Annotated in this window: 13 protein-coding genes; 10 read left to right on the forward strand and 3 right to left on the reverse strand. The window is 53.3% G+C overall.

What is annotated here, in order from left to right:
* The 3 genes from ACF8OF_RS04540 to ACF8OF_RS04550 are packed head-to-tail and all read left to right on the forward strand — an operon-like array spanning window position 1 to window position 4,000.
* On the forward strand, window positions 1-2,580 hold the full coding sequence (locus tag ACF8OF_RS04540; protein WP_392495855.1) for a molybdopterin-dependent oxidoreductase: 2,580 nt from the start codon (window positions 1-3) through the stop codon (window positions 2,578-2,580).
* Between the two features lie 11 nt (window positions 2,581-2,591).
* Window positions 2,592-3,134: a DMSO/selenate family reductase complex B subunit gene (locus ACF8OF_RS04545; protein WP_004235968.1), complete on the forward strand. Its 543-nt coding sequence runs from the start codon at window positions 2,592-2,594 to the stop codon at window positions 3,132-3,134.
* Window positions 3,135-3,145: 11 nt separating this feature from the next.
* Complete coding sequence (locus tag ACF8OF_RS04550) at window positions 3,146-4,000, forward strand: dimethyl sulfoxide reductase anchor subunit family protein (protein ID WP_392495857.1); 855 nt, start codon at window positions 3,146-3,148, stop codon at window positions 3,998-4,000.
* A gap of 50 nt (window positions 4,001-4,050) precedes the next feature.
* On the opposite strand, the gene ACF8OF_RS04555 is transcribed toward ACF8OF_RS04550, so the two are convergent.
* The 3 genes from ACF8OF_RS04555 to mtnN form a co-directional block, all read right to left on the reverse strand.
* Entirely contained in the window at window positions 4,051-5,019 is a 969-nt protein-coding gene (locus ACF8OF_RS04555) for a macro domain-containing protein (RefSeq protein ID WP_274370211.1), read from the reverse strand.
* 208 nt (window positions 5,020-5,227) lie between these two features.
* Complete coding sequence (gene btuF, locus ACF8OF_RS04560) at window positions 5,228-6,034, reverse strand: vitamin B12 ABC transporter substrate-binding protein BtuF (RefSeq protein WP_392495859.1); 807 nt, start codon at window positions 6,032-6,034, stop codon at window positions 5,228-5,230.
* Window positions 6,031-6,732: a 5'-methylthioadenosine/S-adenosylhomocysteine nucleosidase gene (mtnN, locus tag ACF8OF_RS04565; RefSeq protein WP_392495860.1), complete on the reverse strand. Its 702-nt coding sequence runs from the start codon at window positions 6,730-6,732 to the stop codon at window positions 6,031-6,033. The genes btuF and mtnN overlap by 4 nt, the downstream gene beginning before the upstream one ends.
* A 115-nt stretch (window positions 6,733-6,847) precedes the next feature.
* On the opposite strand from mtnN, the gene dgt reads away from it, so the two are divergent.
* From dgt to eno, 7 genes are all read left to right on the forward strand, one after another.
* Window positions 6,848-8,359: a dGTPase gene (gene dgt / locus ACF8OF_RS04570; RefSeq protein WP_392495861.1), complete on the forward strand. Its 1,512-nt coding sequence runs from the start codon at window positions 6,848-6,850 to the stop codon at window positions 8,357-8,359.
* 208 nt (window positions 8,360-8,567) lie between these two features.
* Window positions 8,568-9,689: a glutamate-cysteine ligase family protein gene (locus ACF8OF_RS04575; RefSeq protein WP_392495862.1), complete on the forward strand. Its 1,122-nt coding sequence runs from the start codon at window positions 8,568-8,570 to the stop codon at window positions 9,687-9,689.
* A 390-nt stretch (window positions 9,690-10,079) separates the two neighbouring features.
* The gene (gene rlmD / locus ACF8OF_RS04580) at window positions 10,080-11,420 is read left to right on the forward strand and encodes a 23S rRNA (uracil(1939)-C(5))-methyltransferase RlmD (RefSeq protein ID WP_392495863.1); all 1,341 of its coding nucleotides are present in this window, start codon (window positions 10,080-10,082) and stop codon (window positions 11,418-11,420) included.
* A gap of 9 nt (window positions 11,421-11,429) precedes the next feature.
* Window positions 11,430-13,664 carry a GTP diphosphokinase gene (gene relA, locus ACF8OF_RS04585; RefSeq protein WP_262883072.1) on the forward strand — a complete coding sequence of 745 codons (2,235 nt, stop codon included), beginning with the start codon at window positions 11,430-11,432 and terminating at the stop codon, window positions 13,662-13,664.
* Window positions 13,665-13,696: 32 nt separating this feature from the next.
* Window positions 13,697-14,485 carry a nucleoside triphosphate pyrophosphohydrolase gene (gene mazG, locus ACF8OF_RS04590; protein ID WP_392495865.1) on the forward strand — a complete coding sequence of 263 codons (789 nt, stop codon included), beginning with the start codon at window positions 13,697-13,699 and terminating at the stop codon, window positions 14,483-14,485.
* A 223-nt stretch (window positions 14,486-14,708) separates the two neighbouring features.
* The gene (gene pyrG / locus ACF8OF_RS04595; protein ID WP_392495866.1) at window positions 14,709-16,346 is read left to right on the forward strand and encodes a glutamine hydrolyzing CTP synthase; all 1,638 of its coding nucleotides are present in this window, start codon (window positions 14,709-14,711) and stop codon (window positions 16,344-16,346) included.
* Between the two features lie 73 nt (window positions 16,347-16,419).
* Window positions 16,420-17,718: a phosphopyruvate hydratase gene (gene eno, locus ACF8OF_RS04600; protein ID WP_004235956.1), complete on the forward strand. Its 1,299-nt coding sequence runs from the start codon at window positions 16,420-16,422 to the stop codon at window positions 17,716-17,718.
* The last annotated feature ends 123 nt before the right edge of the window (window positions 17,719-17,841 follow it).

A 17,841-nucleotide genomic window follows, 5' to 3' on the forward strand; every position in this document is an offset into this window, starting at 1 on the left:
ATGTCAGACAGACAGAAAACCGGCGTAACCCGCCGTTCATTTCTGAAATGGACGTCGGCGGCATCCGCCATGGCGGCACTGCCGTTAAGCAGACAACTTCACGCGGCCACCCCGGCACCGGCACAAACCACTCCGGCGGCAGCGACTGCCGCGAAAGGGCAGTGGAAACCTGTCGCCTGCTGGCATAACTGCGGCGGGCGCTGTGTTAACAAAGCACTGGTGGCCGATGGTGTGGTGGTCAGACAAAAAACCGATGATGTGGTGGCGGATTCCCCTGACTTCCCGCAGCAGCGCGGGTGTCTGCGCGGTCGTTCCCAGCGCAAACAGGTGTTCGGAGCCGATCGCCTGAAATACCCGATGAAACGCAAAAACTGGGCACCGGGCGGCGGGGACAAAACCCTGCGCGGACGTGACCAGTGGGTGCGTATCAGCTGGGATGAGGCACTGGATATTGTGGCCTCCGAAACCAAGCGCATCACCGGACAATACGGCAATGAATCCCTCTGGGTCACCGGCGGTAACGGCACAGATTTCCAGAGTGTGTTCTCCGCCGCCGGGGGTTTTACCGGCGACTGGGGCACCACCTCCTGGGGCGCATGGTTTGAAACCCCGGCCCATCTGGGGCTGCTGGAGGGATTCTACACCTTCGGCACCAATGACCGTTTTGATATGCGCAACTCACAGCTGATTGTGATGTGGGGCGCGAACCCGGCGTGGTCCAGCCCGGGCAGCCCGACTTATAACTATTATCAGGCGAAAAAAGCCGGGGCGCGTTTTATCAGTATCGACCCGAGCTATACCGCCACCGCAGAGCTGATGGATGCGGACTGGTATCCGATCAACCCGGGGACAGACCACGCGCTTGCTCTGGGGATCATGCATGCGCTGCTGGAGATGGACAGCCCGGAAAATCCGCTGATCGACAGGGAATTCCTGCGCCGCTGCACCGTCGGTTTTGATGAGAGCAATATGCCGTCAGGGGCGGATCCGAAGAAAAACTTTAAGGATTATCTGCTCGGCACCTACACCGGCAAGCCAACCACGCCGGAATGGGCGGCGGATATCTGCGGTATTTCCGCATCGGACATCCGCTCACTGGCGCGTCAGATCGGCGGCACACAGCGCGTGGCGCTGTTAACCGGCTGGGCACCGGCACGTATTCATAACGGTGAGGGATGGGTTCAGGCATTCTCAACACTCGGGTTTATGACCGGACACATGGGCCGCCCGGGCCGCATGACCGGCGCGTGTTGTCACTATGCTGCCGGGAACAACGGTACCCGTCTGGTGATGGCCGGGGCGAACGGCTTACCGGCGGTGAAAAACCCGGTCACTCTGAAAATCAACCACAACGAACTGAACCGCGCCCTGCTGGAGAAAAAATTCCGTCAGCGCGGCGTCGGGGATGTGGATGCCAATATTCAGATGATTTTTCATCCGTTTAACGCCACCTTACAAACCCGCGCCAACATTATGCAGGGAATCGAGGCTTACCGCAGCGGCGTGGAATTTATTGCAACCGCAGCGTATGTCCCGCATACCTGTGCAAAATATTCCGATGTGATCCTGCCGGTAACAACTGAGTGGGAGCGCGAGGGTACCATTCTTAACCCGAGTAACCGTGAAGTCATCATTGCTGCGGTGAATGTGACTCCGCCGCTGTATGAAGCGAAAAGCGACCAGTGGATCGCCAAAGAGCTGGGTAAACGCCTGGGTGTCAATGTGGATGAGATCTTCCCGATCTCCGAAAAACAGCAGTTCTTCAATAAACTCAACGGTGCAACCATTATTACTGAGGATGGTGTCACCAAAGCGCCGCTGTTTACCATCACTCAGGCGGATATTGATGAGTGGCAGGTAACCGGTACGCCGCAGGAAGGGCGCATCACCCTGAATGAATTCCTGACCAAAGGGAAGTATCAGGTGGAGCGCACCCCGGATGATAATTACGGTTATATCGCGTATGAGGACTTTATCCGCGATCCGGCGGCGAATCCGCGCCCGACACCGAGCGGTAAGTTTGAAATCTATTGCGAAACCCTGGTGGAGAAAGCGAAAGAATGCGGCTGGACAGAATTACCGCCGATTGCCGAATACATCCCGTCAGCCAGTGGTTATGAAGCCAGCTTTAAAGATTTCAGCAAAAAAGAGAAAGGGGATTATCCGTTCCAGGTTTATAACCCGCACTATCTGCGTCGTTCACACAGTACCCTTGATAACGTGCCGTGGCTGCGCGAGCAGTGGCCGAGCCCGATCTACATTAATGCCTCCGATGCCAGACGTCTGGATATTAAACAGGGTGAAACCGTCCTTGTGACCAGCCCGCAGGGCAAAATTCTGCGTCCGGCACTGGTGACCCAGACCATGAAACCGGGCGTGGTTGCACTGCCGCACGGCAGCTGGACCAATGTGGATGAAACCACCGGGATTGATATGGCCGGGGCGGATAACACCCTGACCATTCAGGTACCGACCGGACTGGGTACCTCCGGGTGGAACACGATGCTGTGTAATATCGAAAAATGGCACGGTGAGCAATTAACTGACGATGCGCGTCTGCCGCAGCGGATTATCGGATAAGGGGCACAGACATGGATAACCAAGTTGGATTTTATATAAATGTCGCCGCCTGCATCGGGTGCAAAACCTGTGTTGTGGCGTGCAAGGATAAGAACGATCTCGAGGTCGGGCGTAATTTCCGCCGGGTGTATGATATCGAGGCTGGGGAATATCCGCGCCCGCGCCGCTGGCATCTCTCCATTGCCTGCAACCATTGTGACGATCCGCAGTGCGTCAGCCATTGCCCGACAACCGCGATGCATAAGCGGGAAGAGGACGGGGTGGTGCTGGTGGATCATGATAAGTGTGTGGGCTGCCGTTACTGTACCTGGGCCTGTCCGTATGAAGCACCGCAGTTTGATCCGGCGATCGGCATGATGACCAAGTGTGATACCTGTCTGGATCTGCGGGAGCAGGGCGGCAATCCGATGTGTGTGGATTCCTGTCCGATGCGCGCCATTGAGTTCGGTCTGATCAGCGAACTGCGCAAAAAATACGGCACCAATGCCGATATCGGCGGTCTGCCAAGCTCATCCATTACCCGGCCGAACCTGGTTGTCGGCACCAAAGGATAAGGAGCATTACCATGCATGAACTGCCTCTTGTTATATTCACCTTATTTATGCAGGCTTCGGTCGGCTGTCTGGTGATCACGTTACTTTGTTATTTCCGTCTGTTCGGCTGTACGGATGCCCGCACTGCGATGAAGTGGGTGCGTGTTCCGCTGGTTGCTTCTTTCCTGCTGGGCTGTGTCGGATTACTCGGCTCCCTGTTCCATATGGGGAATCCGTTCCATATGTTTTACACCATGCTGCACGTCTCGACGTCATGGATGAGCCGTGAAGTCTGGGCGACCGCCATTTATATGGCGCTGCTGTTCTTCAGTGTCGCGCTGCTGCTGTTAAAACAGAAGGTGAACGGCTTCCTGCTGCTGTTAAGTGCGGCGGCAGGGCTGGTGTATATGTATGCCATGTCCGCACTGTATGCGAACACCCTGTTTAACCTGTGGGGCGGGCTGTTTACCTATGCCGGATTCTTCGGCACAGTGCTGCTGACCGGCGGGATGATCGCCGGTCTGCTGCTGGTGACGGCACTGGGCTTTGCCCGTGAGGATGTGCTTATTCAGCGTGTGGTGAAGATTTCCCTCGCCGCCGGTGTGACCGGACTGCTGCTGATGCTGCTGAGCGCATTATCACTGCTCGGCAATATTGGTGAGCCAATCTACGCCGGGATGACGCCGCGTGTTATGCCGGAAGGGCTGCTGAACCTGAATATCATCCGTGTGGTGCTGATCGGGCTGGGGATGTTCTTTGCCGGTCGTCTGCTGTGTCAGAAAAATGCACAGGTCACTCACGGCACACTGATGATGGCTCTGGCGGTCATCTGTGTATTTGCCGGTGAAGCGGTCGGGCGTGTGGTGTTCTTTTCACTCGGCGCGTAATGCGTTGTACGAAACAAAAATCCGGACGCTTTCACGTCCGGATTTTTTTATCAGCGGGTCAGAATGACATCCCCTAAGATATTGTCTTTCAGCAGGCCGCCGTTTTTCGCCTGGAACAATACAAAATCAATATCCCGCGCCTGATAGCGCTCACGCAGAATGGTGGTGATCTCTTTGATCCCCTTACCCTGCAATAATCCGTCAATCATCATTGCCAGCAGCAAAGACTGATCACTGTAGGTCAGCGGATTCAGTGATCCCATGACCCGGTTGAGATAGTGATCGAAGACCGGCAGCGGGTTTTCCGGGTGTTCACGGTTTAGCTTAATCTGCACATCGATCACGGTATTAAAATCAAGACCGTAATGCGCAATCCGGTCACGCAGATCATTCACATAGCGATCAACATCATCGGAATAGAGCCTGCTGATGGTGCCGCTGAATGTAAACAGTGTCATGCCGTTCAGGCGCTGCAAAATATACAGGGCAATATAAAGATTGTAGCGTGACGGGATCAGCAGGCAGTTATCAATCCACCAGACCAGCACATGATGCGGGCTGATGCTGTCATCAATATATTTGACCGGCGGATAGATTATGATGTCGGTATCCGTTAATTCACCGAGATGTGTCTGGATCAGATTATCCACCTGACGCCACTCCAGCCCGCCACTGCCGCAGCCGAGTGCCGGAATAGCCACGGATTTCAGTCCCTGCTTTTTAATCAGAGCTTTCAGTTCGCGCAGACCATTTTCGATAAATTCATAACCGGAAGGGGAATCCGGTTGATTCCGGGTCGGGAAGTTAATAATAATGCGGCCGCGTTCATCCGTTACTGATAACTGACCAGCACTTATTTTATTTTCTTTGCATAAGGCTTCATAGGCGCGTGCATTTACCGGATAATCCAGTTTGAACTGATAGGCAATTCCTTTTCCCATAATGCCCTGACAATTAACGGCATTGACCAACGCCTGAGCGTCAGATCTCAGTAAATCACCTTTGAGGTATTTAATCATCGTTACAGTCCATTTCTTTATTCAGTCTGTGGCATTGTCGCCTGCTCCGGCGCTGACGGGTATCGGAATCTTCTTGGGTTTACGGAATAAGAATAGTCGCTGAAAGAATAAGTAATAATGACAAAAGAAAGCTGAATTAAATATAATAAAATAAAAAAGAGAATATACCGCATAATAAGCGGCATATTATTAACATGATATATTCATATCAGGTGTTATTTATTTTTTCACACAATTCTTCCGCCGCCTTTAACAGCCGGGGGGTACCGCGCTGGAACCAGTCGGCATTAATCGTAATCACCGGCACATCAAGCTGCGGAGACCAGAAGCGCTTTACATTCTCCACTTCGCGGTCATCCCCGGAGATAAGGATCATGTCCGGTCTGCGGGTCAGTACCTGCTCGCGGTTAACCTGCGGCCAGGGCACCGGGCTGTCGGCAAACACGTTTTTACCGCGGCACAGTGTCACCACTTCACTTTGCAGGGTGGTACCGGACGCGGTGAAAATCGGGTTCTGGCCGAACTGGAGAAAAATCTGTTTTTCCGGTTTATCGCCGTAGCGGTTTTTCAGGGCGTCAATCCCGCTGCGCATATCAGCAGCCGCTTTTTCCGCCAGTGCCGGTTGCGGACTGTAAGGCGCGAGGCGATCCAGATCATCCGCAATCTCATCAAGGTTGCGCGGATCAAAATACTCGACGTTGATCCCGAGATGTTCCAGCTGACTCAGCGGGCGCTGCGGGTTGCCGCCGCGCCAGGCCATGATCAGATCCGGTTTCAGGGCAATAATGCGCTCAAGGTTCAGTCCCTGCCAGCTGGACACCTGCTCGATGTTTTTCGCTTCCGGCGGGTAATCCGCGTTGGCACTGACACCGACCAGATTATCCCCCAGACCGGCGGCATAGGCCATCTCCGCCAGTGACGGAGAGAGGGCGATCACCCGCTGTGCCGCAGCCTGTGCTCCGGCGGATGCCAGCAGAAACAGCAGACCGGCGAAGCGCAATGATCGTCTGATCATTTCAGTGAATCAATATTGGCGAGGATTTCCGCCACCATCAGAGACGACTGCTTTGCTGCCAGCGGCAGAAACTCATCAAAACTGAGATGCGAGGCTTTATCTGCCACATCAGAAATTGCACGAACCACCACAAACGGTACCTGATATTGATGGCAGACGTGGCCGACAGCCGCACATTCCATTTCTACTGCCACGACTGACGGGAAGGCGGCACGGATACGCGCCAGCGGCTCTGCGCCGTTGATAAAGGCATCACCGCTGCAAATCAGGCCGCGCACCGCGTTCAGGCCGAGGGTCTGAATGCATTTTTCAGTCAGTGCGATAAGACCGGCATCGGCAATAAAGGCCGGCGGACATTGTGCCATCTGGCCCAGTTCATAACCGAAGGCAGTGACATCCGCATCGTGATAACGGACTTCCGAGGAGACAACAATATCGCCGACATTCAGATGCGGCGCGAGGCCACCGGCAGAACCGGTATTAATCACCACATCCGGTTTGCACAGTTCCAGCAGCAGGGTGGTACCGATCGCTGCCGCCACTTTGCCGATACCGGATTTGAGCAGTGCAACATCAACACCGTTAATCTGACCGGTATAGATTTCGCAGCCGCCGTGGCGGAGGGTCTGCATGTTGGTAATCTGATCACGCAGCAGGGTTACTTCCTGCTCCATCGCACCTATGATACCGACTTTCATTATGTCATACTCCCTGAATAGAAATTGAACTGCATAATAACGGATTAGCAACAGTTTATCACCGAATCCCGGCGGGTGGTGTCTTTTCCCGTGCGGATAAGAAGACGGAGGCGACGTGCCGGTTATTGATTTTAAAAAGAAGCTGAATTTTCACCGCCAGTTTGGTGCTTCTGCGGCGGGATCCGCACAAGAGTTTCTGGTGAATCAGGCATTTGAAAGTGATCGCGGCCGTATTATCAATTCTGCCGCTGTCCGTCGTCTGCAACAGAAAACCCAGGTCTTTCCGCTGGAGCAGAATTCCGCCGTCCGCAGCCGTCTCACACACTCCCTGGAAGTGCAGCAGGTCGGGCGTTATATTGCCAAAACGATCCTCAGTCAGCTGAAACAAGCACAAAAACTGGAAGAATACGGCCTGGATGAGCGTACGGATGCGTTTGAAAGTGTGGTTGAAATGGCGTGTCTGATGCATGACATCGGCAACCCGCCGTTCGGGCATTTCGGGGAGGCGGCGATTCAGAAATGGTTCAGTAACCTGCTGGGCGAGCCGCAGACCGGAGATGAGGATAATTGTCAGATTGCCGCACTGCGCCTGACCGGTTCGCCGCAGGCAGATCATCTGCGCCGTCAGCTGCGCCGGGATTTGTGTCAGTTTGAGGGCAATGCCCAGGGAATGCGGATGGCACACCATCTGCTGAAACTGAATCTGACATTTGCCCAGATAGGCAGTGTGCTGAAATATACCCGTCCCGCCTGGCAGCTGGATCCGGTGCCGGCGGAATTTGATTATCTCACCAAGAAACCGGGTTATTACTGGTCTGAAAATACGCTGATTCAGCGGCTGCGTGATGAATTACAGCTCGGTGAATTCTGCCGTTTCCCGCTCAGTTATATTATGGAAGCGGCGGATGATATTTCGTATTGCATTGCTGATCTGGATGATGCGGTGGAGAAAGGTATTCTGACCCCGGATACCCTGGTGACGTATCTGCGTCAGGAGTGGCAGGTTCTGGAAGGCTCAGCGGATTCCCCTCTGTTCCGGGATACGGTGGAACGGGCTTATCAGTCGCTTACCCGCAGTCATCACCGCAGCCCGCAGGACCAGTTTTTTATGTATCTGCGGGTTTATATCACCAATAAACTGGTGCCGTACACTGCGCAACGCTTTATTGATCACCTGCCTGCAGTGTTTGCGGGCACTTACAATCAGGCGCTGCTGGAAGATAAAAGTGAAGAGCACCGCTTGCTGAAGACCCTGAAACGGGTCGCGTTTAAGTATGTGTTTACCCATCACGAAGTGGAAGAGCTGGAATTACAGGGGTTCCGGATCATCAACGGCCTGCTGGATTTTTACCGGCCACTGTTAATGATGCCGCAGGCGGATTTCGCCGATCTGGTCCGTGAGAACTTCCACAAACACTATTTTATCGAAACGCGGCTGTTACATAAGCTGTCACGCAAGCAGCGGGCGGCCTACGGGGAAGCCGTTGCCGCACTGGCAGATAAACCGCCGGAAGAGCAGAGCATCCTGGAATTTTATTACCGCGCCAGGCTGATTCAGGATTATATCAGCGGTATGACCGATCACTACGCTTACGAAGAATACCGGCGTTTTTCCGTTTGTCAGTAACCTGCTGATTAATGGCAGCCCTTTCGCACAAATGACCTGACAATTCCGGTTCAATATTACCGGAATTGTTGCTACGATTAATCCGCAGGTGTTGCTGAAATAGATTCACTGTATTCGGTAGCGGATCTGTACATTATATTGTCGCAGCCTGAATGCATTTCAGGGCTATACCGTTGCACTAAAAGTATTAACCGGGATTACATCACGTATGCAAAAAGAGTATCGGGTCGGGATTGAATTTGAATATTGGCTGACACAGTACCGGAATAAAAGTGCCGCCGGTATTCGATCCTTTGATAATATTACCCTGTCAGAGCTGGCACCTGCACTGAATAACCGCCCGGGGATGGATGACGCCTCGCTGCATAAAGGGGATGCGGGTATCAAAGCCGGTTACTGGTATGTTGAGGGCGACGAGCGTTTTTCGCCGGAAGGTCAGCTCACCGGCCAGGTTATCAAAGGGATTGAAATCCGCACGCCACCGGCAGAATCGGTGACGGCGGCGCTGGATTCTCTGCAGACCATTGAAGTGCACCTGAGTGAGCGCCTGAAAGCGTGCGGGCTGGGGCTGGCAATCAGTGCTTATCATCCGGTTTCGCCGCGTTATCAGTTTAATCCGCCGCTGAATGCGTGGGAAAAAGTATTTCGTGAGGAGCATGCCGCTTTCCGCCACGCGGATCTGGTGATGCAGACCTGCGGGCCGGATATCAATGTTTCCGTACCGGAAATGAGTGATACCCGTGTCGTGCATGCGGTTGAAAAACTGACCTTTTTCGCGCCGTATCTGGTGGCGCTCTCTCTGAACGGCCCGCTGGAAAACGGGCAGTTATGGGGCGGTTTATCCCGCCGTACCGCACTGCGCAGTTGTCACCGTCCGGCCTGTAAAGGGTTTCTGACCAACCCTGCGGTGTATCCGCATGACTTTATCTATCCGGCACGTAATGAAGGTGAGCACGGGCGGATTGAATTCAAAGCCTTCGATGCGGTTCCGGACCCGGCGCTGCTGGGGGCATTCTGCGCGTGGATCCTCGGGCTGGTGCTGGATGATACCATCGCCTTTAATTACGGTGTGCAGCCGGACGACCGCTTTAATGCCATTGCCCGTGAACCGTTTGCTGACCTGACTGTTTCCACCGTGATTGAGACACTGCTGAACGCGGCCCGGCGCGCGCTGGAGCAGCATGGCCTGCTGAATGAGGCGGGGCGGCTGCAGTTACTCAGCGAACGGCTGGCAAACAGAATCACGCCTGCGGATGACATGATCACCCGTTTTCTGGTCAGCGGGGAGTTAATGCATTTCGGCGGGTTGTGGCCGGATCTGAATGCGTAACATTGTTATATCAGGATAGATTTTTATTGTTACCGGCCTGAAACCGTTATTTTTTAAATAACGGTTTTTTTTGTGCCAAAAAAATCAGCACCGGTAAGTTCATGTAAATTTATTATTTATCAGCGGCTGATATTGCGTATTATTCAGCGGGTTGTGCGGTATCAGGCATGATAAATAATGAAACCGGCAGCATTGATGTGTAACGATAAATATCATTTATCCTTTTAACAAATAGTGCTGAGGCACTATCCGGCAGTATGGTATAATCAGCGCCACGCATTTTTTACCGGTTCATGACGTATTATTTGCAGTGTACCCGAAGAATCCGTTGGTCAATACGCTGCTTTATGGGAAAATCACCGGTCTCACAGACAACGTTTTTTTATCATTATGGCGCAATTTTATTCTCAGCCCCGTCAGACCCCGCGGCAGTCCCGGACTGTCACTGTCACCGCTGACTCTCTCGATGCTCTCGGGCAGGGCATTGCCCGCCTTCAGGGAAAAACTGTTTTTATCCCGGATCTGATGCCGGGTGAGTCCGCGCAGATCAGGCTGACGGAAGAAAAGCGCCACTATGCCAAAGGCAGCGTGGTGAAACGCCTGTCTGATAGCCCGGCACGCCGCAAACCGGCCTGCCGTCATTTCGGGCAGTGCGGCGGCTGCCAGCAGCAGCATATTCCGGTTGCCATGCAGCGGGAAACCAAAGCGGCGTATCTCGCGTATCTGCTGACCCGCGAAACGGGTGAGGTGTGCGGGGAGGTTCCTGTTCTGAGCGGGGAAGAGTACGGCTACCGCCGCCGGGCGCGGCTGGCGCTGGTGTATTCCCCGAAAACAAAACAGCTGACCATGGGATTCCGTCAGGCGCAGAGCAAATCAACAGTCGCTGTCACACAGTGTCCGGTGCTGGTTCCTCGTCTGGAGGCATTGCTGGTACCCTTACAGCGCTGTCTGTCGTCTCTGGCCGCCGCCCCGGCACTCGGTCATGCGGAACTGGCGGATACCGAAAGCGGCCCGCTGCTGGTGCTGCGTCATCTGGCGCCGCTCAGTGATGGGGATTTATCCGCACTGACGGCGTTTTGTGCTGAACATAATACCGCGCTTTATCTGCAAGGCAGTGCCGGTACAGCGCCTGTGGCAGTTTGTGCGCCTTATCCTCCGCATTACGCGGTAGCCGGGTTAACATTACAGTTCAGCCCGCAGGATTTTATCCAGGTGAACGGTGCCCTGAATGAGCTGATGGTGGCACAGGCGCTGAACTGGTTGGAGCTGACAAAACACGATCGCGTGTTAGATCTTTTCTGCGGGATGGGTAATTTTACGCTGCCGGTGGCGGAACGCGCCGGTGAGGTTGTCGGGGTGGAAGGCGTGGACGCGCTGGTCCGCACGGCACGGGAGAATGCCCGTCTCAATAATCTGGCGAATGCCGCATTTTATCACGCGGATTTGTCGCAGGATATTACCGGGGAGCCGTGGGCGGCTTCCGGGTTTAACAAAGTTTTACTGGATCCGGCACGTGCCGGGGCGGCTGAGATTATGCCGCATATTGTTGCGCTTTCCCCTGAGCGCATCGTTTATGTTTCCTGTAATCCCACAACACTCGCAAGGGATAGTCAGGTTCTGCATGGTGCCGGGTATCACCGGAATGCTGTCCGCATGCTGGATATGTTTCCGCAAACCGGCCATTTGGAGTCGATGGTGCTTTTCACAAAGACACCACCGGTCAGTCAGTAGGGAGAATGTATGGTCGCGGTAAGAAGTGCGCATTTAACACCGGCCGGTGAGTTTGACCCGGCACACTGGATTAACAGCCTCGGGCTGCATAACCCGGTGACGGGTGAAAAACTGGAAGAGGTCTGGCATTACTGTCATCAGAAGGTTGATGGACATCAGGATGCGGCGCTGCTGTTGGGGCGCGGTATTGAGATGGTGGAAATTTTATCCACCCTCAGTATGGATCTCGACAGTCTGCGCGCAGCGTTGCTTTTTCCGCTGGCCGAAGCGGAGGTCCTCGGAGAGGAAGAGATAAGCGAAGCCTTTGGTCCCGCTATCTGGCTGCTGGTCAAAGGTGTGATGGATATGGATGCTATCCGTCAGCTGAAAGCCACCCATAACGACGAAACCAGTTCGGTGCAGGTGGATAACATCCGCCGTATGCTGCTCTCCATGGTGGAAGATTTCCGCTGCGTGGTGATCAAACTGGCAGAGCGGATAGCCCATCTGCGCGAAGTGAAAGATGCCGGCGAGGACGAACGCGTCCTGGCGGCTAAAGAGTGTTTCAATATTTATGCCCCGCTGGCGAACCGCCTCGGGATCGGGCAGCTGAAATGGGAGCTGGAGGATTACTGCTTCCGTTATCTGCACCCGGATGATTATAAACGCATTGCCAGCCTGCTGCATGAACGCCGTCTTGATCGCGAAGAGTATATTGATAACTTTGTCACGACCCTGCGCAACGACATGAAAGAAGAGGGTATTCAGGCCGAGATCTACGGAAGGCCGAAGCATATCTACAGTATCTGGCGCAAGATGCAGAAAAAATCGCTCTCCTTTGATGAGCTGTTTGATGTCCGCGCCGTGCGGATTGTGGTGGAGCGCCTTCAGGACTGCTACGCCGCGCTCGGGATTGTTCATACCCATTTCCGTCATCTGCCGGATGAGTTTGATGACTATGTGGCAAACCCGAAACCGAACGGCTATCAGTCGATTCATACTGTGGTGCTGGGTCCGGCGGGTAAAACCCTGGAAATTCAGATCCGCACCCGGCAGATGCATGAGGATGCGGAACTCGGCGTTGCTGCGCACTGGAAATACAAAGAAGGCACCGCAGGCGGCGGGAAAACCGGCAGTTACGAGAACCGTATCGCCTGGCTGCGTAAACTGATCGCGTGGCAGGAAGAGATGGCTGATTCCGGCGAAATGCTGGATGAAGTACGCAGTCAGGTGTTTGATGATCGCGTTTACGTCTTTACCCCGAAAGGGGATGTGGTGGATTTACCGGCCGGCTCCACGCCGCTGGACTTTGCTTATCACATCCACAGTGACGTGGGTCACCGCTGTATCGGCGCAAAAATCGGCGGTCGTATTGTGCCGTTCAGTTACCAGTTGCAGATGGGTGATCAGATTGAAGTCATCACCCAGAAGCAGCCGAACCCTAGCCGTGACTGGCTGAACCCGAACCTGGGGTATGTCACCACCAGCCGCGGACGCGCCAAGATCCATAACTGGTTCCGCAAACAGGATCGTGATAAAAACATTATCGCCGGGCGGCAGATGCTGGACAACGAACTGGCCGCGCAGGATATCAGCCTGAAAGAAGCCGAAAAACTGCTGATCGCCCGTTATAACGTGCATTCGCTGGATGAAGTACTGGCCGGTATTGGTGTGGGTGATATCCGCATCAACCAGTTATCGAACTTCCTGCAAAGCAAACTGAACAAACCGACGGCGGAAGAGGCCGATCGTGAAGCGCTGAAAACCCTGGAAAAAGCCCCGCCGGCCAAACCGGCACCGGCTCACCAGAGCAGCGGTCGCATTGTGGTTGAAGGCGTCGGTAACCTGATGCATCACATTGCCCGCTGCTGTCAGCCGATTCCCGGGGATGATATCGTCGGCTTTATCACCAAAGGCCGGGGGATTTCCATCCACCGCGCGGATTGCGAACAGCTGGCGGAATTGCAGGAGCAGGCACCGGAACGTCTGGTGGAAGCGGTCTGGAGTGCGAGTTACTCCAGCGGCTATTCCCTGGTGGTTCGGGTGGTGGCAAATGACCGCAGCGGTCTGCTGCGCGATATCACCACCATTCTGGCGAATGAGAAAGTGAATGTTCTCGGGGTGCGCAGCCACAGTGATGTAAAACAGCAGATTGCCACTATCGATATGGATATGGAAATCTACAATATCCAGACCCTCAGCCGTGTGCTGGCAAAACTGAACCAGCTGCCGGATGTGATTGAGGCAAAACGTCACACTCAGTAAAAGGCAGAAAATCATATTCAGGAATTAATCACATGTCTGTATCAGTTGAACGCCTGCTGGCGATCATGTCGCAGTTACGCGACCCGGAAAACGGCTGTCCGTGGGACAAAGCACAAACTTATGCCACCATCGCCCCGTACACCCTGGAAGAGACCTATGAGGTTCTGGACGCGATTGAGCGGGCAGATTTTGACGATCTGAAAGGTGAGTTAGGTGACTTATTATTTCAGGTGGTGTTTTACGCGCAGATGGCGAAAGAAGAAGGGCATTTTGATTTTGAGGATATCGCCGCCGCCGTCAGTGATAAGCTGACCCGCCGCCATCCGCATATTTTTGCCCGTGAGCAGGGGATCGGCGCGGAAGCGGCTATTGCCGGCTGGGAGCAGCGTAAAAGTGCGGAGCGTGCTGAAAAATCACAGTATTCTCTGCTGGATGATATCCCGGCAACACTGCCCGCCCTGATGCGTGCCTATAAAATCCAGAAACGTTGTGCGTCAGCAGGGTTTGACTGGGACACACTTCCGCCGGTGCTCGGCAAAGTATACGAGGAACTGGATGAGGTGATGGAGGAGGTGAATCAGCCGCAGGTGAATGATGAGCGCGTGGCTGAAGAACTGGGTGATTTGCTGTTCGCGGTGGTGAATTTTTCCCGTCATCTGGGGCATAAACCGGAAATGGTGTTACAAAAAGCCTGCCGCAAGTTTGAGAACCGTTTTCGCCAGGTGGAGAGCGATATTGCCGCCCGCGGACTGACGATAGAATCAGCAACGCTTGATGAAATGGAGAAAAGTTGGCAGGATGTTAAATCCCGTGAGGAATGAGCTTAATGCTTTCAGCTAATGATTTTACCGGAGAATGAAAAGTTTTTTATAAAATGTAAGACGTTGATTAGTTAGTGTAAAAAGGCGGTTTTTACCGCCCCGGAAGCGACGGATAACCGAAAAGAGGTGACGAGATTATTTGTCGCCAAAATAAGGTTAGGGTATACTATTTTCCCGTCCTGTTATATCCATCATCTATTACACCTAAACTTTCAGGTTCAGCATGAAAACTAATTATATTTTTGTGACCGGCGGGGTCGTATCCTCTCTGGGTAAAGGCATTGCCGCAGCCTCTTTAGCGGCTATACTCGAAGCCCGTGGACTCAATGTCACCATGATGAAACTGGATCCGTACATCAACGTCGATCCGGGAACCATGAGCCCGACCCAACACGGGGAAGTTTTCGTCACCAACGACGGCGCTGAAACTGATCTCGACTTAGGTCACTACGAGCGCTTCATCCGCACCAAAATGACCCGCCGCAATAACTTCACCACCGGACGTGTTTACTCTGAAGTTCTGCGCAAAGAGCGCCGCGGCGACTATCTCGGTGCCACCATTCAGGTTATCCCGCACATCACCAACGAAATCAAAGACCGTATCATCCGTGGCGGTGAAGGTCATGACGTGGTGCTGGTGGAAGTCGGCGGGACTGTCGGTGATATCGAATCACTGCCGTTCCTGGAAGCTATCCGTCAGATGGCGGCGGAAGTCGGTCGTGAACACACCTTATATCTGCATTTGACTTTAGTTCCGTATCTGGCCGCGGCCGGTGAAGTAAAAACCAAGCCGACTCAGCACTCAGTGAAAGAATTATTATCCATCGGTATTCAGCCGGATGTGCTGATTTGCCGCTCAGACAGAGTGATTCCTGCTAACGAACGTGCAAAAATCGCGCTTTTCTGTAATGTTCCTGAGAAAGCGGTTATCAGTCTGAAAGATGTCGATTCCATTTATAAAATCCCCGGCCTCTTGAAATCCCAGGGATTAGATGATTATATCTGTAAACGATTCAGCATTAATGCTCCGGAGGCAGATCTCTCCGAATGGGAGCAGGTGATTTATGAGGAAGCCAATCCGTCAGGTGAAGTCACCATCGGGATGGTCGGCAAATATGTTGAACTGCCGGATGCCTATAAATCCGTTATCGAAGCACTGAAGCACGGCGGTCTGAAAAACCGCCTCACTGTGAATATCAAACTGATTGATTCTCAGGATGTGGAAACCCGCGGTACAGAACTGTTACAGGGTCTGGATGCGATTCTGGTGCCGGGCGGCTTCGGTTCCCGTGGTGTGGAAGGTAAGATTATGACCGCCCGCTATGCCCGCGAGAACAACATTCCGTATCTGGGCATTTGCCTGGGGATGCAGGTGGCACTGATTGACTTTGCCCGTAACCTGGCCGGTATGGCAGATGCGAACTCCACGGAATTTGATGCTGATTGTAAGTACCCGGTCGTTGCGCTGATCACTGAATGGCGCGATGAAGACGGCAATATTGAAGTCCGCAGCGAAGAGAGCGATCTCGGCGGTACAATGCGTGTCGGCGGTCAGTTATGCCACCTGACGAACAATTCTCTGGTTCGCCGGTTGTACGGCAAAGATGCGATTACTGAACGTCACCGTCATCGTTATGAAGTGAACAACATGTTACTGAAGCGTCTTGAAGATGCAGGTCTGCTGGTTGCGGGCCGTTCAGTGGACAACAAACTGGTGGAAATCATTGAGAACCCGAACCATCCGTGGTTTGTGGCCTGTCAGTTCCATCCGGAGTTCACCTCTACCCCGCGTGATGGTCATCCGCTGTTTGCAGGTTTTGTCAAAGCGGCCTCTGATAACCAGAAAGGTCTGCTAAAATAAGATGTGAGGTGAGTGACCGGTCGTAAGTACCGGTTACTTATCTGAAAATTTAACTTGTACTGAGGAAAACCTAATGTCCAAAATCGTTAAAGTGATCGGCCGTGAAATCATCGACTCCCGCGGTAACCCGACTGTAGAAGCTGAAGTACACCTGGAAGGCGGTTTTGTGGGGATGGCGGCGGCTCCGTCAGGCGCATCCACCGGTTCCCGTGAAGCGCTGGAACTGCGTGACGGTGATAAATCACGTTTCCTGGGTAAAGGTGTTCTGAAGGCAGTCGGCGCGGTAAATGGTCCGATCGCACAGGCGCTGCTGGGTCAGGATGCTAAAGATCAGGCGAAAGTTGACCAGATCATGATCGACCTGGATGGCACTGAAAACAAATCCAACTTCGGTGCAAACGCGATTCTGGCTGTGTCTCTGGCAAACGCCAAAGCCGCTGCGGCATCAAAAGGTTTACCTCTGTACGCACACATCGCAGAACTGAACGGCACTCCGGGTAAATACTCTATGCCGCTGCCGATGATGAACATCCTGAACGGTGGTGAGCACGCTGATAACAACGTGGACATCCAGGAATTCATGATCCAGCCTGTCGGCGCGCCTTCTCTGAAAGAAGCTGTCCGCATGGGTTCTGAAATTTTCCATCACCTGGCAAAAGTGCTGAAAGCGAAAGGCATGAATACAGCGGTGGGTGACGAAGGTGGTTATGCACCAAACCTGGGTTCTAACGCGGAAGCGCTGGCTGATATCAAAGAAGCCGTTAAAGCAGCAGGCTACGAGTTAGGCAAAGACGTTACCCTGGCGATGGACTGTGCAGCATCTGAGTTCTACAACAAAGAAACCGGTATGTATGAACTGAAAGGCGAAGGCCGTACCTTTACCTCTCAGGAATTCACGCACTACCTGGAAGAGCTGACCAAAGAGTATCCGATCGTCTCTATCGAAGATGGTCTGGATGAATCTGACTGGGATGGTTTCGCGTATCAGACTAAAGTCATGGGCGACAAAATCCAGCTGGTCGGTGATGACCTGTTCGTGACCAATACCAAGATCCTGAAAGAAGGTATCGAAAAAGGTATCGTTAACTCCATTCTGATTAAATTCAACCAGATCGGTTCACTGACCGAAACACTGGCTGCGATCAAAATGGCAAAAGACGCCGGTTACACAGCCGTTATCTCTCACCGTTCCGGTGAAACTGAAGATGCCACGATTGCCGACCTGGCAGTCGGTACCGCAGCAGGCCAGATCAAAACCGGTTCCATGAGCCGTTCTGACCGTGTTGCCAAGTACAACCAGCTGATCCGTATCGAAGAAGCGCTGGGTGAACGTGCGCCGTTCCACGGCCGCAAAGAGATCAAAGGTCAGTAATTGTTACTGTGAATGTTAAAAAAGGTGTGTCCGGCGGACACACCTTTTTTTATGACGCCGTTATCTTACCTTACGAATATTTCCCCGCTTTCTATCCGTTTCCTCAATGACTAAAACTGGTCA

This window comes from Morganella sp. TYF_1 (genome assembly GCF_043105645.1).
GTDB classification, from domain to species: domain Bacteria; phylum Pseudomonadota; class Gammaproteobacteria; order Enterobacterales; family Enterobacteriaceae; genus Morganella; species Morganella morganii_B.